Origin of the sequence: Lacticaseibacillus parahuelsenbergensis (genome assembly GCF_030770265.1) — a bacterium.
Classification (GTDB): domain Bacteria; phylum Bacillota; class Bacilli; order Lactobacillales; family Lactobacillaceae; genus Lacticaseibacillus; species Lacticaseibacillus casei.
In genome coordinates this window covers 1,650,581-1,669,292 of sequence record NZ_CP132482.1, presented here as the reverse complement: position 1 = coordinate 1,669,292, position 18,712 = coordinate 1,650,581, and the positions used below count along the sequence as shown (strand labels likewise).

The 18,712-nt window shown below is 48.1% G+C and carries 19 protein-coding genes; 17 read left to right on the top strand and 2 right to left on the bottom strand.

The genetic code is table 11. The features are described from left to right. The first annotated feature begins 100 nt into the window (after positions 1 to 100). The 12 genes from LACPH_RS07850 to LACPH_RS07795 all read left to right on the top strand — a co-directional run bounded on the left by LACPH_RS07850 (position 101) and on the right by LACPH_RS07795 (position 10,634). Complete coding sequence (locus tag LACPH_RS07850; RefSeq protein ID WP_025013367.1) at positions 101 to 637, top strand: YqeG family HAD IIIA-type phosphatase; 537 nt, start codon at positions 101 to 103, stop codon at positions 635 to 637. Then, a complete protein-coding gene (yqeH, locus tag LACPH_RS07845) occupies positions 618 to 1,742 on the top strand; it encodes a ribosome biogenesis GTPase YqeH (RefSeq protein WP_306386558.1) in 1,125 nt (374 codons plus the stop codon). The genes LACPH_RS07850 and yqeH overlap by 20 nt, the downstream gene beginning before the upstream one ends. Positions 1,743 to 1,826: 84 nt before the next feature. Next, entirely contained in the window at positions 1,827 to 2,138 is a 312-nt protein-coding gene (locus tag LACPH_RS07840; RefSeq protein WP_047107524.1) for a YhbY family RNA-binding protein, read from the top strand. Between the two features lie 8 nt (positions 2,139 to 2,146). Then, positions 2,147 to 2,797, top strand: a complete 651-nt coding sequence (locus LACPH_RS07835) for a nicotinate-nucleotide adenylyltransferase (protein ID WP_025013370.1) — start codon at positions 2,147 to 2,149, stop codon at positions 2,795 to 2,797. After that, entirely contained in the window at positions 2,790 to 3,389 is a 600-nt protein-coding gene (gene yqeK / locus LACPH_RS07830; RefSeq protein WP_070650473.1) for a bis(5'-nucleosyl)-tetraphosphatase (symmetrical) YqeK, read from the top strand. Before LACPH_RS07835 ends, yqeK begins: the two co-directional genes overlap by 8 nt. Before the next feature lie 3 nt (positions 3,390 to 3,392). Continuing rightward, a complete protein-coding gene (gene rsfS / locus LACPH_RS07825) occupies positions 3,393 to 3,752 on the top strand; it encodes a ribosome silencing factor (RefSeq protein ID WP_306386557.1) in 360 nt (119 codons plus the stop codon). Next, positions 3,749 to 4,486, top strand: a complete 738-nt coding sequence (locus LACPH_RS07820; protein WP_306386556.1) for a class I SAM-dependent DNA methyltransferase — start codon at positions 3,749 to 3,751, stop codon at positions 4,484 to 4,486. The genes rsfS and LACPH_RS07820 overlap by 4 nt, the downstream gene beginning before the upstream one ends. Positions 4,487 to 4,535: 49 nt before the next feature. Further along, entirely contained in the window at positions 4,536 to 5,672 is a 1,137-nt protein-coding gene (locus LACPH_RS07815; RefSeq protein WP_306386555.1) for a nucleotidyltransferase, read from the top strand. Between the two features lie 65 nt (positions 5,673 to 5,737). Beyond that, positions 5,738 to 6,286: a YceD family protein gene (locus LACPH_RS07810; protein ID WP_306386554.1), complete on the top strand. Its 549-nt coding sequence runs from the start codon at positions 5,738 to 5,740 to the stop codon at positions 6,284 to 6,286. Positions 6,287 to 6,554: 268 nt separating this feature from the next. After that, the gene (gene gnd / locus LACPH_RS07805; RefSeq protein ID WP_010487912.1) at positions 6,555 to 7,973 is read left to right on the top strand and encodes an NADP-dependent phosphogluconate dehydrogenase; all 1,419 of its coding nucleotides are present in this window, start codon (positions 6,555 to 6,557) and stop codon (positions 7,971 to 7,973) included. 388 nt (positions 7,974 to 8,361) lie between these two features. Then, positions 8,362 to 9,048: a response regulator transcription factor gene (locus tag LACPH_RS07800; protein WP_003565833.1), complete on the top strand. Its 687-nt coding sequence runs from the start codon at positions 8,362 to 8,364 to the stop codon at positions 9,046 to 9,048. After that, on the top strand, positions 9,048 to 10,634 hold the full coding sequence (locus LACPH_RS07795; RefSeq protein ID WP_306386553.1) for a HAMP domain-containing sensor histidine kinase: 1,587 nt from the start codon (positions 9,048 to 9,050) through the stop codon (positions 10,632 to 10,634). Before LACPH_RS07800 ends, LACPH_RS07795 begins: the two co-directional genes overlap by 1 nt. Before the next feature lie 242 nt (positions 10,635 to 10,876). Here LACPH_RS07795 and yidC read toward each other — a convergent pair whose 3' ends face one another. Together yidC and LACPH_RS07785 are read right to left on the bottom strand one after the other, a co-directional pair. Then, a complete protein-coding gene (yidC, locus tag LACPH_RS07790) occupies positions 10,877 to 11,866 on the bottom strand; it encodes a membrane protein insertase YidC (RefSeq protein ID WP_049172171.1) in 990 nt (329 codons plus the stop codon). Positions 11,867 to 11,924: 58 nt separating this feature from the next. Next, a complete protein-coding gene (locus LACPH_RS07785; protein WP_025013374.1) occupies positions 11,925 to 12,206 on the bottom strand; it encodes an acylphosphatase in 282 nt (93 codons plus the stop codon). A 244-nt stretch (positions 12,207 to 12,450) separates the two neighbouring features. On the opposite strand from LACPH_RS07785, the gene LACPH_RS07780 reads away from it, so the two are divergent. The 5 genes from LACPH_RS07780 to pheT all read left to right on the top strand — a co-directional run bounded on the left by LACPH_RS07780 (position 12,451) and on the right by pheT (position 18,565). Beyond that, positions 12,451 to 13,212, top strand: coding sequence for a TrmH family RNA methyltransferase (locus LACPH_RS07780; RefSeq protein ID WP_306386552.1), 762 nt, complete (start codon positions 12,451 to 12,453; stop codon positions 13,210 to 13,212). A gap of 83 nt (positions 13,213 to 13,295) precedes the next feature. Next, positions 13,296 to 13,799 carry an HD domain-containing protein gene (locus tag LACPH_RS07775; protein ID WP_306386551.1) on the top strand — a complete coding sequence of 168 codons (504 nt, stop codon included), beginning with the start codon at positions 13,296 to 13,298 and terminating at the stop codon, positions 13,797 to 13,799. A 540-nt stretch (positions 13,800 to 14,339) separates the two neighbouring features. Then, positions 14,340 to 14,726, top strand: coding sequence for a winged helix-turn-helix transcriptional regulator (locus LACPH_RS07770; RefSeq protein WP_010487928.1), 387 nt, complete (start codon positions 14,340 to 14,342; stop codon positions 14,724 to 14,726). 379 nt (positions 14,727 to 15,105) lie between these two features. Then, positions 15,106 to 16,152, top strand: a complete 1,047-nt coding sequence (pheS, locus tag LACPH_RS07765) for a phenylalanine--tRNA ligase subunit alpha (RefSeq protein ID WP_306386550.1) — start codon at positions 15,106 to 15,108, stop codon at positions 16,150 to 16,152. A gap of 1 nt (position 16,153) precedes the next feature. Next, on the top strand, positions 16,154 to 18,565 hold the full coding sequence (gene pheT / locus LACPH_RS07760; protein ID WP_306386549.1) for a phenylalanine--tRNA ligase subunit beta: 2,412 nt from the start codon (positions 16,154 to 16,156) through the stop codon (positions 18,563 to 18,565). Positions 18,566 to 18,712 lie beyond the last annotated feature (147 nt).

Sequence of the window (18,712 nt, the reverse complement as noted above, 5' to 3'; positions counted from 1 at the left end):
ATTGCGGACGCGTCGAAGGTATTAGGCAAACGGCCTCGCGCTTAGGCATCTTTTCCGCTATAATATAAGGATATGAACAACCGGAGAGGGGACAAGATTTGTGGCAGTTTTTGAGCCGACTTGGCTGGTAACGAATATCTTCAGTCTGACGCCTGCCAGTCTGAAACAGCAAGGCATTAAAGCGGTGTTGACGGATCTTGATAATACGTTGATGGCTTGGGATCATCCGGAAGGTACGGCTAAACTGACTCGCTGGCTTTCAGATCTGAAAAAAGGCGGCATTCAAGTGGTGGTCGTCTCAAATAACAACGCTAATCGTATCCACAAAGCAATGGCCAAGCTTCAAGTCGCGTATGTGGCGCGAGCATTGAAGCCGTTGCCTGTGGGGATTACCAAAGCACGTAAGGAATTAGACTTAAAACGTTCGGAAGTGGTGATGGTCGGGGATCAGCTCCTGACTGATATTTGGGCTGGCAACCTTGCCGGCGTGCGCACGATTCTAACGCAACCACTGGTGGAAAGTGATGCGTGGAACACGCGGATCAATCGGTTTTTTGAAGGCTTCGTTTTTAAAGCACTTGCGAAAAAACGGCAGCTGAATTATCAGGAGGATATTCATGGACACCATCAAAAATGATGAAGAGCGCCGCTGCATAGGCTGTGGCGCTATTTTACAGACAACCGATCCAAAACAACCCGGATACTTGCCTGCTGCTACTTTAGCTAAAGCTAACACTGAAGACGATATTTATTGTCAACGGTGTTTTCGGTTGCGGCATTATAATGAAATCGCACCGGTCACATTGACAGATGACGACTTTTTACGTTTGTTGAACGCAATTGGTGAGAGCAACGCGCTAATTGTGAATGTGATTGATATTTTTGATTTTAATGGCAGCGTGATTCCCGGATTACACCGGTTTGTCGGCGATAATCCGGTCATTTTGGTGGGCAATAAAGCCGATGTTCTACCTAAGTCGCTGAATCCGAACAGGTTAAAAAATTGGTTGCAGCAGCAAGCCAAAGCACAGGGGTTACGCCCGGTTGCGACGATGCTGGCCAGTGCCAAAAAGGGGTTTGGCGTTGACGACTTATTAAACGCAATCGAAAAATATCGAGAGCATCGCGATGTCTACGTTGTTGGCGTGACAAATACCGGAAAATCGACTTTAATCAACCGAATTATCAGGGAATTAACGGGTGTTGAGAACCTGATTACCACTTCGCGTTTTCCAGGCACAACGCTGGATCGGATTATGATTCCGCTAGATGACGGCCAGTCGCTGATTGATACACCAGGTATTATTCATCGGCATCAGATGGCACATTTTGTGGGACCTAAGGATTTAAAACTGGTATCCCCGACATCGGTGATCAAGCCGGCCACCTATCAGTTAAATGAAGGACAGACGATTTTTCTTGGTGGATTGGCGCGATTCGACTATCTTCGCGGCGGCCGTCAGTCGTTCGTGATCTACACGGATAATCAATTGCCGTTGCACCGCACCAAGTTAGCTAACGCTGATGATTTTTACCAAAGACATGTTGGCGGCCTGCTTGCGCCACCGCAAGCCGATGAAGTGGCTCAGTTTCCGCCACTGGTACGGTTTGAGTTCACCCCAAAGGAAAAGTCGGATCTCGTTTTTGCCGGACTTGGCTGGATTACCGTACCGGCCGGTGTCACGATCGCAGGCTATGCGCCTAAAGGTGTGGATGTTCTATTGCGAAAAGCATTTATTTAAGTTTGATTGCGATCGCAACGATGTGGCTAGCCGCAGTTGAGTCAAAGTTGACGAAAGTGCCATCAGAGGAGTTGTTTTAAAAATATGTTAACTGGTAAACAGAAACGCTATTTACGGAGCCTGGCGATGACGACCAAACCGTTGATTCAAGTTGGCAAAAATGGGCTTGGTGATGCGTTTGTCGCTGGGGTCAAAGATGCGTTGGAAACGCGAGAACTGGTGAAAATCAGTTTGTTGCCAACCGCCGATGATACCCCGCGGGAAGTTGCTGACACTTTACAGGCCGCGATTACCGGCTTGGAAGTGGCTCAGATTATCGGCCGCACGGTGATTGTCTACAAAGAAGCAGCCAAAACCGAGCATCGCCGAATTAGTCTTGAAGTGAACGCACGGTAGGGATTGCGATGGAAAAGACGCAGAGTGTCACCTTAACTCAGCCGGTCATCTCAGTGGCGATGCGCGAACAGATTCTAGGTGTGCATCGCCGCAAGCAGGTGGGCCTGTTTGGCGGAACCTTTAATCCAATTCACAACGGCCATTTAATTATGGCGGAGGCAGCGGGCACCGAACTCGGCTTGGAAAAAGTTTACTTTATGCCGGATAATCAGCCGCCACATGTTGATACTAAAACAGCTATCTCGGCACGGCACCGGGTGAACATGGTACAATTGGCCATTGCTGACAATCCGCTTTTTGGATTGGAAGGCATCGAAATACGCCGAGGCGGTATTAGTTATACCTATCAAACCATGCAGGCGTTGCGACGGCTACATCCGGACACTGACTATTATTTCATCATCGGCGCTGACATGGTCGATTATTTACCCAAGTGGGCTCATATTGATGAACTGGTCAAACTTGTGACTTTCGTGGGCGTTAAACGCCGCGGTTATACACCGGCCAGTCGCTATCCGATTTTATGGGTCGATGCCCCGCTAATCGATATCAGTTCGACCGCGGTGCGTGAACGGGTGCAAAATGGACGCAGCCTGCGTTATTTGGTACCAGATCCAGTTATTGACTATATTCAAAAAGAGGGATTATATCGTGAATGAACATCAGTACCCTGACAGCTTGACACACGGCTTAAGCCGCCAAGAAATCTTAAATCGCTTACGCAATCGCCTGGACGAACCGCGTTACGAGCATTGCCTGCGCGTGGAACAAACGGCCATTGAACTGGCTAAGCGATTTGATCAAGATGTTGATCGTGCCGGTTTGGCCGGTTTGCTGCACGATTATGGCAAAGAAATCCCGGTCGAAACCTACAAACGGGTGATTGTCGAAGATGGCTTTGATCCCAGTTTGTTGCAATATGGCCGAGGCGTCTGGCACGGGGTTGTCGGCGTTCATTTTATCCAAACCGAAGTCGGCATTACGGATAAGCAGGTCTTGACTGCGATTGCCCGGCATACAACCGGGGATCCGGAAATGACGCCATTAGATGAATGTATCTTTGTCGGCGATTTTATTGAGCCGCAACGGGCTTTGCCTGTCGAAGCCAAGGCGCGCAAGGCTGCTGAAACGAATCTGGAAGAGGCCAGTCGCATCGAACTGGAAAATACGTTGATGTACCTGATCGGCGCGCGCAAGTTGGTCTTTCCTAAAACACTGTTAACTTATAATGCATTTTTATCAAAGGAGTAGTTTATGGTCGACGCAAAAACAATGTTGGAAATTGCTGTTAAAGCCGGCGATTCAAAGCGGGCCGAGGATATTGTCGCTTTGGATATGCGCGGTGTGAGCTTATTGGCGGATTATTTTGTCATTATGAGCGGCACTTCAGATCGTCAGGTACAGGCGATTGTGGATGAAATCGAAGAAAAAGAAGAAGCTGCGGGTGTCGATATTCGCCGAATCGAAGGCAAAAAAGGTTCGAAATGGATGCTCATCGATTTAAATGATGTGGTTGTTCATGTCTTTATGCCGGAAGAACGGCAATTCTATAACCTTGAGAAATTGTGGCAAAGCGCCCCGCTTGTCAACGTGGATCAGTGGGTTGAGGCATGATTTACACCACTTTTGCCGAAGTTTATGACAAATTGATGGATCAGTCACTGTATTTACGGTGGCGGGATTACGTTCAGCAGCGGGTAGCGCCAGCCAATCAGCCTTTGTTGGAGTTGGCAGGCGGTTCGGGCTTTCTCGCCGTGTTGTTGGCACAGTCAGGCTATCAAGTCACCGATCTCGATCTGTCAGACGACATGTTGACATTGGCCGAAGAAAAAGCACTTGCTGCTGATGTTGATTTAACGCTGATCCAAGGTGACATGCGGGATTTACATGACTTGCCGAAGTTCCCCGTAGTCACCTGTTTTGATGATTCCATTTGCTATATGCCCGATCTTGAGGCAGTTAAGCAAGTCTTCGCCCAGGTGGCGGCATTGCTGCCTTCAGGCGGGGATTTTCTTTTTGATGCTCATTCGCTTTACCAGATGGATCACGTTTTTCCGGGCTATATGTACAATTATCAAAGCGATGACTTTGCTTTTTTATGGAACAGTTTTGTTGGTGAAAAACCGCATAGTATCGAACACGATCTGACGTTTTTCATTTATGACGAGGACTTAGATGCTTACAAGCCGCTAACTGAAACCCACAAGGAGCGCACTTATCCGCTGGAAGATTATCTTGCGGCACTACAGGCGACCGGCTTTGAAAAGGTTGAAGTCACGGCTGATTTTGGGGCGCACCCGGTTTCGGCCAAGAGTACCCGCTGGTTCTTTCACGCCAAAAAACGGTAAGTAGAAACAAATCATGATTTGACTGACGAAGACGATTCTGGAGGTGCGTATGCAAGCTGTTGGCATGATTGCGGAATTTAATCCGTTTCACTCGGGCCATGCTTTTGCATTGGCTAAAGCGCGAAGTTTAACGCACGCCGATGTCGTCGTGGTGGTCATGTCAGGTAATTATGTGCAACGCGGCGAACCGGCGATTTTTGATAAGTGGGTACGCACAGAGGCAGCGCTGACTCATGGCGCCGATATCGTGATTGAATTACCGGTCACCGGTGCCGTTCAAGCGGCCGATCAATTCGCCAAAGCCGGTGTGTCGGCTTTGGCAGCGTTGCATGTATCGGCACTGGCATTTGGAACCGAGCACCCTGAGCTAGATTATTTAGATCTTGCCCGGCAATTAGCGTCGGCTGATATTACGGACCCGGGTTTTGCCGATTATACGCAGACTTACGCGACCCAACTGAATGCTGCGTACGCGAAGGTGGCGGGGATTACGCAGACGGACCCAAACTTTATGTTGGGCTTGAGTTACGCCAAGGCAGTTTTGGCATTACAGGTGCCGATGCAGCTTTACCCATTCGGGCGACAAGGCGTTGCTCACGATGAGCAGCAGATCAAGGCTAATTTTGCCAGTGCATCGGCGGTGCGGCAACACTTGTGGCAAGGCGAGCCTGTCACAGGTATTGTACCGGCAGATTTGATTTCGGTTTATGCTGAGCAACCGCAATATGGCTGGTCGCAATTTTTCCCATGGCTAAAATATCGCCTGCAAACGGCTGATTTAGCTGAGTTGCGGCAAGTAGCGACGATGGCAGAGGGGTTGGAATATCGGTTCACCCAGCAGATTGATGGTGCTCATGATATGACCGAGTTTTTGCACCGGGTTAAGTCCAAGCGCTATACCTATGCCCGATTACGACGGCTCGCCCTAGCCATCACGCTGAATATGACGACCGCTGCTGTCACAAAAGCTCGGCGCCTGCCACAACTCCATGTCCTTGGGTTTACACCGACTGGCCGACAATATCTGCGCACTGTCAAACACCACTTGGCTTACCCCTTGCTCACACGTGTCAGTGCTGATATGCTTGCACCGGATGGGGTCTTAGCCATGACCCACCGTGCGGATCGATTAATCACAGCCATTGGCGGCGTCGAACAGAATTATGGTCGACCGCCACTCATGTGAGGCGTATGAATTGGTTTTTATCCGAAGGTCCTAGGCTTTCGAATGTATTTTTAAGGAGGATCGCCATGTTGAAATGGACCATTCAGGAATTAATGAAACATGATGTGCAACCGTTACACTTTAGTACCACGTTAGATGTCAAGGCTGATCTGCAGGATCGCGATCCGGAGATTCTTGATGTAAGTCCCATTCAGGTGAGTGGGGATGTGTTGTATGATCGCGGCGATTTTCTGGTCAGCGTCAATCTGACCGGGACGCTCGTGGTACCTTCCACCCGCAGTCTGAAACCGGTGACGATGCCGCAGAATTTTACCTTCAGCGAAATCTATTTAACCGATGAAGGCCATGCGGATCAGTATGAAGACGGCGAAATCCTGATGCCCCTCGAAGAATCCGAGCTTGATCTTTTGCCAGCGGTCGAGGATCATTTGTTGCTCAGTATTCCTATGCAGGTGCTCACACCGGAAGAAGCAGCCACCGGTGATATGCCTGCCGGAGATGAATGGGAAGTGCTCGCCGAAGATGAATACAAGAAGCGGACAGAAGAAGAAAAGAAGGCAGATAATCCCTTTGCAAAGTTGAAGGGGATGTTCCCGGATCAGGATGAATCGTGATGTGTGTGTTTGTTGCTGAAAAGAATCAGGCAAACCTGAATGATAAAAGATGAACAGATACTAGGTTCTAATCATGAATTAAGCAGTGCTCACAGGCTTAGGTCGGGGCACTGCTTTTCTTATTTGCTAGGTCACTCAGTCCGAACTTGGCTAACTTGAAAATAATACATTTTACCTGCCTGCGAAGGCTTCTGAAGACTGTTAAATCAAGGCTGTTTCTGCTAACATGAATGGAGTAAATGTTGAAATTAATGAGGAGGTTTCCGTAATGGATAAACCACAAATCGGCGTTGTCGGTATGGCTGTAATGGGTAAGAATCTTGCCTTGAACATTGAAAGCCGCGGCAATACCGTTGCAATCTACAATCGAACCGGAAGTAAAACCAAGGCGGTTGTTGACGAGCATCCAGATAAGAAGTTGGTACCAAGTTATAAGATCGAGGACTTTGTTGCTTCGCTCGAAAAGCCGCGCCGAATTATCATGATGGTTAAAGCTGGCGCCGGCACTGACGCGGTTATCAAGGAATTGTTGCCGTTACTTGATAAAGGCGATGTTTTAATTGATGGTGGGAACACTTTCTTTGAAGATACCATGCGCCGGAGTGCCGAATTGGACAAATCCGGCATTAACTTCATCGGCATGGGCGTTTCCGGTGGCGAATTAGGTGCGCTGCACGGTCCTTCCCTCATGCCGGGTGGTCAAAAAGAAGCCTATGATCTGGTTGCACCAATTCTTGAAGCCATTTCCGCAAAAGCTGACGATGGCGCACCATGTGTCACTTACATTGGACCAAATGGGGCCGGTCATTATGTCAAAATGGTGCATAACGGCATCGAATACGGTGATATGGAACTTATCGCTGAAAGTTACAATTTGATGCGTAACCTGCTTGGCTTGGATGTTAAAGAAATTGCCGACATTTTCAGTGACTGGAATAAAGGTGAGTTGGATTCCTACCTCATTGACATTACGGCCGACATTTTAACTCGCAAGGATGATCTTGGCAGCGACAAGCCAATTGTTGACGTGATTCTGGATCGTGCCGGTAATAAAGGCACGGGTAAATGGTCATCACAATCAGCGCTTGAATTGGGCGTTCCTCAGAGTGTGATTACCGAATCTGTCTATGCGCGTTACATCAGTGCCATGAAACAGGAACGGGTTGCAGCAAGTAAAGTTTTGCCAAAGCCGGTTGCCAACGTTTCGGTCGACAAAAAAGAAGCCATCGAAATGATTCGCAAAGCCCTGTACTTCAGCAAGCTGATGTCATATGCCCAAGGCTTTGAACAAATGCGCTTCGCCTCAGAAAAATACGACTGGAATCTCCAATATGGCGAATTGGCAAAAATCTGGCGTGCCGGCTGCATCATCCGTGCCCGCTTCTTGCAAAACATCACCGATGCTTATAACAAAAAGCCTGATTTACAAAACCTCTTACTAGACGATTACTTCCTGAATATCGCCAAGAATTATCAGGAAAGTGTCCGTGATCTGGTTGGTCTTGCCGTTAAAGCCGGTGTGCCGGTTCCAGGTTTCTCCGCAGCGATCAGCTACTACGACTCATATCGTTCGCCAGTGCTGCCTGCCAACCTGACCCAGGCACAACGCGATTACTTTGGTGCCCACACCTACGAACGAACCGATCGCGATGGCATTTTCCACTATAGTTGGTACCACGAAGCTTAAAATTTTAATGACCAATTGATCGAGTCAATCCGCAAACATGCCGAATTGGCTCTTTTTTGGTTAAAGGCTGAGCTAAAAGATGTACGCTGATGGCTTGATGGAAATTGGCGATAGACCGCTTATGAAAATAAAATTAGAGAAGTGCTGGGCGAGTGGGTAACTCGGTTAAGTATGAGCGTGGACCTGTTTATGAGAACCTGTCCGGATTGAAAAATGAGAAAACCACCGAACAAACTTTTTTCAATGGCGATTGTGCCCATCATTGCGCGGCTTATAGCCAAAATGAGAAAACTGTGCTAAACTAGCTTAGCATCGTTTTTTAATGAGAAATCACGAATAAAGTTGCGTTGCGTGTGTGGTGCCACTAAGAAAGCATAAGGAGACCCTGATGAGTAAAATACTGATTATTGAAGACGAAAAAAATCTTGCCCGGTTTGTCGAGCTGGAATTAAAACACGAAGGCTACGAAACGGAAGTCCATTTCAATGGCCGCACCGGACTTGAGGCGGCGTTGGCTGAAGACTGGGATGCTATCCTGCTTGACTTGATGTTGCCAGAGTTGAATGGCCTTGAAGTCTGCCGGCGGGTACGACAGGTCAAGAATACGCCGATTATCATGATGACCGCCCGTGATTCTGTGATTGATCGCGTTAGTGGCTTGGACCACGGCGCCGACGATTACATTGTCAAGCCATTTGCCATCGAAGAATTGTTGGCGCGGTTACGCGCGTTGTTACGCCGAATTAGTATCGAAGGCGAAAACAACACCGCTAAACAAACCACGATCAAATATCGCGACCTTGTGATCGAGAAGGAAAACCGGGTTGTTCGCCGCGGTGATGACATTATCGAGCTGACCAAGCGTGAGTATGAATTGCTTTTGACTTTGATGGAGAACGTCAATGTGGTCCTTGCCCGTGACGTTTTGCTTTCCAAGGTCTGGGGTTACAACTCCGATGTTGAAACGAATGTTGTCGATGTTTATGTTCGCTATATTCGTAACAAAATCGATCGGCCGGGTGAACCAAGTTATATTCAGACGGTTCGGGGAACCGGCTATGTCATGCGCTCGTAATGGTGATTAAACAGACAAGTACCGGGCAAAAGAAGAAAAGTCCCCGCATCTCGTTAAAGGTCAAATGGGCCGTAACGGTTGGTGTCGGGATTTTTGTCACTTTTGTCACCTTTTCGATGATTCTATACGGTGCGATGCGACAGATTCTGTTGAATCAGGAGCGCCGAACCGTCACGGACACGCTTAGTACCGTTGTCCAACGACTTTCCCCAGTCAGTGGCGATTTGACCATTGCCCAAGTTGTTCCGCGGTTGGAAGGTACAACGGCGTCGGATCAACCTTCGTTACCGGCACCGAGTGAATCACGTGAGCGGATTTTTTCTGATTCGGTGATTCAAAAGTTGGCGCAGGCCGATGTGAGTGTGTCGGTTTTTTCACGCGATCGCACGAATATTTTTCAGTCACGGGATACCCCCATCACGTTAGGCAAGGTTCATGGCACCGAGGTACAGGAGAGCCATATTGGTGATTTTAACGGTCTGGTAGGCACTGCACCAATTTATTCGGCCACGACGTCTGACTTAATTGGTTATGTACAAGTGACGAATAAACTAACGGCGTTTCATGCGACCATGCACGAAATCACCTTACTGATTATGGGATTGAGCTTTGCGGCGGTGTTGATTTCAATTCTAATTGGTTATATTTTGGCGACGCGCTTCTTAAAACCCATTAAATTAATCACGAATGCCATTGATGTGGTGAATGAGGAACCGGAAAGCACCGTTCGCATTCCCGCGTTGAAGCGCAACGATGAGCTCGGTGACCTAGTGCTTGAATTTAATGGCATGTTAGATCGGATTCAACGTTATATTGATCAGCAAAGCGAATTTGTACAGGATGTCTCGCATGAGCTGCGGACGCCGGTTGCCATTTTGGAAGGCCATCTGCAACTATTGAATCGGTGGGGCAAGGATGATCCTGAGGTCTTGGATGAGTCCTTGAAGGCATCGCTGCAGGAAATCACCCGCATGAAGAGCCTGATTCAGGAGATGTTGGATCTGACCCGAGCTGATCAGGTGGATATTCAGTTTCCAAATGCTGTGGTCGATGTGCATAAAACCGTTCAGCAGGTTGTCGCAGACTTTCGGATGATTCATCCCGACTTCACGTTTACGTTAGATGATGATCTTGAGAAGACCACGTATGTTCGCATGTATCGTAATCATTTAGAGCAGGTCATGATCATTTTAATGGATAATGCAGTCAAATATTCGACTAACCGGAAAGAGATTCATGTGTCAATGGCGCAAAACAGTGGCAATGGTGTTGCTTTGGCCGTGCAGGACTTTGGCGAAGGCATTGCCGAAAAGGATCGACGCCGCGTGTTCAATCGCTTCTACCGCGTTGACAAGGCTCGCAGTCGGGAAAAAGGCGGCAATGGGCTCGGATTATCGATCGCCCAACAGTTAATTGAAAGCTACCACGGACAAATCGAAGTCGACTCGGCGTTGGGACATGGTTCCATTTTCCGAATTGACTTGCCGACCATTACCGAAGCAAAAGCGAAGGCGCTTAAGGCTCAGGAAGAAGCTAAACAGGCGGCTGCTCCGAAGGGCGATACCACGATTAAAAGTAATCTGTGACTTCAAAGTTGATTAAAAAACGTTAGCGCTTCTCACGTGAAATCGGCTGCAAAGACAAATTTTGTCTCTGCAGCCGATTTTGTTGTTTGACGGTCAAAAGTTACATTCATCCCTCGAACCTTGGCGATTGCCCGCAACTTTCAACGTTTGGGTGCCGTACACGTGATGAAGCCGGCTATCGTGATCGCCTCCAGTATTAAAAAAGCCGCCCGCGAAAACGGACGACTAAGAAACGTGACAGTTTACTTGCGTGGTCGCTGCTGCTTACCAGCGTTGCGCTTGCGTAATTTGTTATGGTCGATGGCATCTGGATCTGCCGGCTGGTGACTGCCGCTAGTCGCACCAGCTGTCGCAGTGACTTTGCCCCAGTCATCAAAGGTATGTTCATTAACAACGATGACCGGTGGATTTTCTTCCATTTCTTCATCAAGCCGCTTACGAATGTTAGGCGTTACGATGTAAGTCACAATCGCTTGCTGGATGATGAGGATAATGCCGCCAGCACCAAAGTAGAGACCTAAGCCGGCATTGTACATCATACAAAAAATAAACGTCATGATCGGGTTCAAAAAGGCCGTTGTCTGCATCGCTTTTCGCTGTTCCGGCGGCACGCCCTGCAACATGATCAAGCTGACCACAATATACGGCAAGGTGGCTAAAATTGTGACGATGAAATTGGAGTGGCCTAGTTGAATACCAAAGAAGGTTGCCCGCGAGATTTCCGGTGAGTACGCAATGGCTTGGTAAAGACCTGAGAAAATCGGCAACTGAATGAGCATCGGCAAACAACCCATGGACGGAATCATACTCGTCCCGTTGGCGGAATAAATTTTCCGCATGTAGTTATTGGCAGCTAATTGTTGCTCCGGGGTTTTGGCTTTTTTGGTCGCTTCTTGGACAATTTTCAGTTGTGGCTGGAGGATCTTTTGCTTTTCCTGATAAGCCGTCATGGTCCGTTGTTGCCGTAACATGAGCGGTAACACGATTAAGCGGACCAGTAAGGTGATCACGATAATCGCAATCCCGTAGCTGCTGGTCGTGCCGACAAACCCGGCAATCCACTCCATCAAGTGCTGAAGTGGCAGCCCAATGACTTTATAAAAAGTGCCAAAGAATGGATCCGTTGGTGGTTTAAGCGTGACCCCTTGTTTCGTGGTTGGAGCACACGCGGCTAATAATAAGGGCAATAAGCCCACAATCCCTAATGTAAATACTTTTTTCGACTTGTGCATGAATAATTTCCCTTCAAAATGTCATCGGGTTTAACTATACTGTATGGGCTGAACGGATTCAACCGGTGACGCGAAAACCATGGAAGTCTGGAATGTTTTCCAAGGGCTTCTCTTCATAAGTCGAAACGTTAGCGTAAGGATTAGGACCTGCCTTAACCTGGGCGACAAATTTTGCCAGATTAAGCGGTTCGCCAGCTGCCTGAATAAAAACAGAGCCGTCAGAGCGGTTTTCGATAGTGCCGCTAATGTTCAGATTATCTGCAATCATCTTCGTGGCCCAGCGGAAACCGACGCCTTGCACCCGGCCACGGACGACGATTTGTTTAGCGAGTTTGACCAAAAAGACACTTCCTTTCCTACTATCACGCGCTTCTAGTATCAGAAAGCTTCTAGGTGCGCTCATTTCGTGAGAAAACTGCCTGTGAAAAAGCATCAAAGTCCTCATCCGTGCTTTCTCCACATTCCATACTAGTGTAGCATAAGGCTTATGAGTGCGGCGACAATGGACTAAAGTTTGATTTTTAAAAATGAACTTGTCGGCAACTGTAAACATCGCCGAACATTGGCGCCAGAAGGAGAATTTTATGGAATATATTTCATCACCTAAGAACGACAGAATCAAGACCGCTAAAAAATTAACCGTTAAGAAACACCAAAAAGATGCCGGACGTTACTTATTGGAAGGGCGTCATTTGGTTCAGGAGGCGCTGGCGAGTGGTCAGACGCCTTACGATATTTATGCAACCGAAAAATATTTGGATGACCGCGCGCTCAAGCCGTTTTATGACAAAATCACCCAGATTTCGGAATCAGTAGCGGAACATCTCAGTGACACCGAGACACCGCAAGGCATTTTTGCGGTTATGCCACGGCAGGCCGAACAATTACCTGAGCCTCTGAGTGGGCAATTTTTGATGTTAGACGCGATTCAGGATCCCGGCAATGTCGGAACTTTAGTACGTACGGCAGATGCTGCCGGCATCAAGACCGTGATTTTCGGGCAGGGAACGGCCGATGCTTTTGGCCCAAAAGTCTTGCGGGCTATGCAGGGCAGTCAATTCCACGTCCGTATCGTCTCCGCCAAGCTGATGCCGATTATCAAAGCGCTGCAACGGGCCGGCATTCCGGTTTATGGGTCGGAACTCAATGAGAAGGCCAAGAGTTATCGCAAGATTCAGCCAAGTGCGCAATTTGGTTTGATCGTCGGTAATGAAGGTAACGGTATGGATCCTGTTCTTTTAAAGCAAACCAATACAAATTTATACATTCCCATTCGCGGGCAGGCAGAATCGTTGAATGTTGCGGTCGCTGCAGCAATCATGATGTTCCACTTAGTTGGGGATTAAGAATCTATTATGAAGGTGCCTTTTAGGGGCGGAAGCTGTTATACTATAAGTGTGTTCATCAAACCACAAAAGGAGCAGATGTCTTGAGCAAAAAACGCGATTGGCAATCGGATGCTGAGTATGTAGGGTATGTGGCTGATTTATTGGCCAAGCCTGAGGTTCAGCGACTGGCAGAACACCCGCAACATCATTATTCTAACCGATTGGAGCACTCGATCAGTGTTTCCTATCAGAGCTATCTGATCGGGAAACGGCTGCGTCTGAATGTTCGTGCGATCGCCCGAGCAGGCTTGTTGCACGATCTGTTTTACTATGATTGGCGCAAAACCAAGTTTGACTTGGGGACGCATGCCTTTATCCATCCCCGGATTGCTTTACGGAACGCTGAGAAGCTGACCGAATTGTCACCGATGGAAAAAGACATCATCATCAAGCACATGTGGGGCGCAACAGTTGGCTTGCCTAAATACAAGGAAAGTTTTGTTGTTTCCCTAGTCGATGATTATGCTGCGATGGATGAGGTCGTCGTACCATGGATGCACAAGCTCCGGCATCCGATCCACACCCACTTAAAAGCTTTAAATTAGGATCGTGATATGACGGTGGTAGTTGCCACCGTCCACACGGGAACCGCGGATATTTATCTGCGGTTCTTTCTGTTTTGAAAGGTTCTGACATAATTCAAGTTCACAATATAAAAACAAACATTCATAAACTTGGATCATGTTCACTCTTTGTTTTCGCAAAGTAATTCGGGAGAGTTATTGAGACATTAGTGCCAAAGCGGAGCAATCGCAGGCCAGATGGGGCTCAGCAGTGGAAACAACACAGCGACCGATTTTTGTCGCTGATGTTGTTAGGCGACTTTGAGACAGTGGTTTTCTGGCTCAAAGCGCCGTCACAGCGTTCCAGCCCCAGCTGGCCGGAGATTGCGTAGTTTGGCACGACATGGAACTTATTGCCTAAGACTTTTTTGATCGTTTTGGGACTCCAATAATTAAGTGACTTTATTAGCAGTTTTACTTGGTTTGTCTGGACTTTCTTATACATCGGGTTGTAATATTTTGCCAGTGTGGTATGCTAGCACTATCTAAATGTAAGTAAGTGGGAATAATGAGGTGAGTAGAGTGGATGCAACAGTAACCAGTACAACCGATTGTCAAAGTCAGCAAGTCGCTCTTTGTCCTAAATTTCAACATACATTTGAAATTCTAGGCAAGAAATGGAACGGTTTGATCTTGGAAGTGTTATTGAACAATGGCAATTCCCGGTTCAAGGATATTGCGAAGCTGATTCCGCGTTGTTCAGACCGGGTTTTGGTTGAGCGTCTGAAAGAACTTGAGGGCGAAGGCTTGATCAATCGTTTGACCCATAAGGATTCGGCGTTAATCGAATATGCACTGACAGATAAAGGCCGGGCTTTGAATTCGGTGATGGCAGCGGCACACGCTTGGGGCGATGCCTGGGTTACAGATGAAGAGTGCCACGCCAATGAGACTCAGAAAAACGCGTAATTCACGCGTTTTTTCTTTTTAACAGGCGCCAGTTAAAAAATCAGCTCTTGACGTCAGCGCTCAATTTGCTAAGCTTGTTTTATCTAAAAACATAAAAACCATGACGAAAGCCCAAACAGGCTGGTAAGACAGGGAGTGACGTTCATAGGACTGCGAGACGTCTCTTATCAAAATGTTTGTCTTCACTTTCCGAGTTGACTTTTGAGGTGGCGACACTTAGAAAGCTCCGGCCTAGCCGTTACCTTGTTGAGTGCATGGATCAGTGTGTCCATGAACAAGGGTGGTACCGCGACGCTTCGTCCCTTTTGAAGAGGGACTTTTTTTATGCCTTCAAACGCATAAAAATGCCGCTTGGAGTCAGTAATCGAGGAGGAAAAATATGGATTTTCAAACCAAGCTCGAACAACTTTTTCAACAAAACAACGAGCGCATCAAAGAAGTCAATTCGTTGGATGACTTGAATCAGATTCGCGTGCAGCTATTAGGGAAAAAAGGGCCGATCACCAGCGTCCTGCGTGGGATGAAGGATCTTGCAGCCGATGAACGACCAAAAGTCGGTGCATTTGCCAACAAAATTCGTGATGAGTTGAGTGCCGCGATTGAAGCCCGCAAAGCGCAATTGGAACAGGCAGTTATTGATGCAAAATTGGCGTCGGAAACCATTGACGTGACATTGCCGGGTGACCCGGTTGTTGCTGGTACGCCGCACATCATTATCCAAATCATGGACGATCTTGAAAGCTTCTTTATGGGCATGGGCTATCAAGTGCTGAGTGGTCCGGAAGTCGAGGAAGATCATTATAATTTTGAAATGATGAATATCCCCAAAGACCATCCGGCACGCGATATGCAGGAAACTTTTTATATCAACAATGAATTGTTGATGCGGTCACAGACGAGCCCGATGCAAGCGCGGACCATGGAAAAACATGATTTCAGTAAGGGACCGCTGAAGATGATCAGTCCAGGTGTGGTTTATCGTCGCGATGATGACGATGCCACGCACAGTCATCAATTTCACCAAATGGAAGGATTAGTCATTGATAAGCACATTACCATGGCTGATCTCAAAGGCACCTTACTGGCCATGTGTCAGCATGTGTTTGGCGCTGATCGAACAATTCGGTTGCGTCCGAGTTATTTTCCATTCACGGAACCGTCTGTTGAAGTCGATGTTTCCTGCTTCCGTTGCGGCGGCAAGGGCTGCCCGGTTTGCAAGTATACCGGGTGGATTGAAGTCCTCGGTGCCGGCGTGGTGCATCCGAATGTTCTGCGGGCAGCTAAGATTGATGCCGATGTCTATGGTGGCTTTGCATTTGGCCTCGGTCCGGATCGGTTTGCCATGCTGAAATATGGCATTGACGATATTCGCAGCTTTTATACAGACGACTTGCGCTTCCTAACGCAGTTCAGTCAGGAGGGTTAAGATGAACGTTTCATATGATTGGTTAAAAGAACTCGTCAATGTCCCGGTTTCACCAGAAGAACTGGCTGACAAGGTTTCCCGAACCGGGATAGAAATTGATGGGGTTAAGCACCCTGACGCCGGATTGAAAAAAATTGTGGTCGGGAAAGTGCTGACAAGTAAGCCGCATCCGAATTCCGATCATCTCAAGCTTTGTGAAGTGGATGTCGGCGAAGCGGAGCCGCGGCAGATTGTTTGCGGTGCTCCCAATGTCGCTGCAGGACAAACGGTCATTGTGGCACTGCCGGGCGCGCGGATTGCGGACAATGTCAAAATTAAAAAAGGCAAAATGCGCGGCGAAGAAAGCCTCGGGATGATTTGTGCACTTCAGGAAATCGGCTTTAACGAAAACGTGGTGCCGAAGTCCTATTTAAACGGCATCTATGTTTTTAACGAACCATTGAAGCCAGGCAGTGATGCATTAGCCGTGTTAGGCATGCATGATGCCATTTTGGATTTTGAAATCACGCCAAACCGCGCGGATGCTTTAGGAATGCGCGGTGTTGCGTGGGAGGTCGGTGCCACCTATGCCGAAAAACCGCATTTTGAGGAGAAACCGTTAACCGAGGGCACAAAGCCGATTGCCGATTATCTAAGTGCGGAAGTCAAAGATGCCCACGATGCACCGAGCTATCAGCTGCGGGTTATTGATCATGTTAAGGTCAAAGAAAGTCCACTCTGGTTGCAACGGCGTCTCTGGAATGCCGGCGTTCGACCAATTAATAATATTGTCGATATCACGAATCTGATCATGTTGGCATATGGTCAGCCGCTGCACGCGTTTGATTATGCCAAACTCGGCAGCCAACACATCGAAGTCCGCCGGGCCAAAAACGGTGAGCCGTTAACTACCTTGGATGGTCGGGAACATGAACTGGATGATCGCGACATCGTCATTACAAATGGTCAGGTGCCGGTTGCTTTAGCCGGGGTCATGGGCGGTTTGAATTCGGAGATCTCCGAAACCACCACAACCGTTGTCGTTGAAGCGGCTAGTTTTAATCCGGTTAATGTGCGGAAAACCGCGTTGAAATATAATCTGCGTTCAGAGGCGTCTTCCCGCTTCGAAAAAGGCATCAATCTGGCTGATATTAATCATGCCTTGGATGCTGCTGTTGCCTGGATGGCTGAATTGGGAGGCGGTCAATCGGCTAAAGGCACTTTGAGTCCGACTGCTGTTGAAGCCAAGGATGTGGTGGTAGATATCTCCCTAGACCACATCAATCACGTTTTAGGCACCGATCTGCAAGAAGACCAGGTAACCGGCATTTTTCGCCAGTTAGGTTTTGGCGTCACAGTTGCGGACGGTCTTTTTGCGGTTGCGGTTCCGCCACGCCGCTGGGATATCCACATTAAAGCGGATCTGGTTGAAGAAGTTGCGCGTATTTATGGCTTTGACAATTTACCAAGTACCTTACCAACGACAACCATGACGATTGGGGAATATACCCCGAAGCAGAAACGGATTCGGCGGACGCGGCATCTTCTTGAAGGGTTGGGCTTAACGCAGGCGATCACTTATGGCTTAACCACTGCCAAAGCGGCTGAGCAATTCAAATTGCAACCAGGCAAGCCAACTCAGGTTGATTCGCCGATGACAACCGATCACGCTGTGTTACGCATGAACATGGTCACTGGGTTATTAGATGTCATTAAATACAATCAGGCCCGTAAAGAAACCAATGTGGCGATTTATGAGCAGGGCCGCATTTTTACCAAAACCGGCAATCAGGTTCGCCCGACTGAAATCGAGTACCTAGGTGGTGCATTGACTGGTCAGGTGACGACTAAGACCTGGAACCAGGATGCCCGTCCCGTTGATTTCTTTTACGTCAAAGGGATTGTCACCCACTTGCTTGAAGATTATTCATTGACAGAGCCGGTACGGTTTGCGGCAACGCAGGCAGTGGCCGAACTGCATCCGGGTCAAGCTGCCGACATTTTTGTTGGCGACACACGCATTGGCTTCTTAGGACGCCTGCATCCCGCATTTGAACACGACAACCATTTACCAGAAACGTTTGTCTTTCAGCTAGATCTCGATGCGTTGTTCGTTGCACCAAAACAGGAAAAGATTGCCCAACCGGCGCCGAAGTTCCCGGCCGTCACGCGCGATATTGCGCTTCAGGTGGCTGAGACCGTCACAAATGCGCAAGTGATGGCTGTCTTCCGTCAACATGGCGGTGCTTATCTCAAGCAGGTTAAACTTTTCGATGTTTACGCAGGTGAACACATTGCTGAAGGCCAAAAGAGCTTGGCATACACGCTGACTTATCGGCGGGATGACCAGACGCTGACTGAAGACGAAGTGACGCAAGCGTTCGATCGTGTTAAGTCTGCGTTAGCATCAGATTTGGCTGCTGAGATTCGCTAATCATCAGTCGCAATTTACCGCGTAATTAGGTATGATGGTCACTGGTTATTAAGCTGCTGCCGAAGATAGTTCGGCGGTGGTTCTGTTACATAAGCGGCTGTATGCTGCCAGTTTGGATTACAGGCACATTTAGTTTAATCCGCGATA

What these genes read in the sequence shown, in the direction of transcription:
- rsfS (WP_306386557.1), top strand. Translation starts at nt 3,393, where the DNA reads ATGGTCGACGCAAAAACAATGTTGGAAATTGCTGTTAAAGCCGGCGAT.
- LACPH_RS07810 (WP_306386554.1), top strand. Translation starts at nt 5,738, where the DNA reads ATGTTGAAATGGACCATTCAGGAATTAATGAAACATGATGTGCAACCG.
- yidC (WP_049172171.1), bottom strand. Translation starts at nt 11,866, where the DNA reads ATGCACAAGTCGAAAAAAGTATTTACATTAGGGATTGTGGGCTTATTG.
- LACPH_RS07840 (WP_047107524.1), top strand. Translation starts at nt 1,827, where the DNA reads ATGTTAACTGGTAAACAGAAACGCTATTTACGGAGCCTGGCGATGACG.
- LACPH_RS07800 (WP_003565833.1), top strand. Translation starts at nt 8,362, where the DNA reads ATGAGTAAAATACTGATTATTGAAGACGAAAAAAATCTTGCCCGGTTT.
- LACPH_RS07820 (WP_306386556.1), top strand. Translation starts at nt 3,749, where the DNA reads ATGATTTACACCACTTTTGCCGAAGTTTATGACAAATTGATGGATCAG.
- pheS (WP_306386550.1), top strand. Translation starts at nt 15,106, where the DNA reads ATGGATTTTCAAACCAAGCTCGAACAACTTTTTCAACAAAACAACGAG.
- LACPH_RS07835 (WP_025013370.1), top strand. Translation starts at nt 2,147, where the DNA reads ATGGAAAAGACGCAGAGTGTCACCTTAACTCAGCCGGTCATCTCAGTG.
- LACPH_RS07780 (WP_306386552.1), top strand. Translation starts at nt 12,451, where the DNA reads ATGGAATATATTTCATCACCTAAGAACGACAGAATCAAGACCGCTAAA.
- gnd (WP_010487912.1), top strand. Translation starts at nt 6,555, where the DNA reads ATGGATAAACCACAAATCGGCGTTGTCGGTATGGCTGTAATGGGTAAG.
- LACPH_RS07815 (WP_306386555.1), top strand. Translation starts at nt 4,536, where the DNA reads ATGCAAGCTGTTGGCATGATTGCGGAATTTAATCCGTTTCACTCGGGC.
- LACPH_RS07795 (WP_306386553.1), top strand. Translation starts at nt 9,048, where the DNA reads ATGGTGATTAAACAGACAAGTACCGGGCAAAAGAAGAAAAGTCCCCGC.
- pheT (WP_306386549.1), top strand. Translation starts at nt 16,154, where the DNA reads ATGAACGTTTCATATGATTGGTTAAAAGAACTCGTCAATGTCCCGGTT.
- yqeH (WP_306386558.1), top strand. Translation starts at nt 618, where the DNA reads ATGGACACCATCAAAAATGATGAAGAGCGCCGCTGCATAGGCTGTGGC.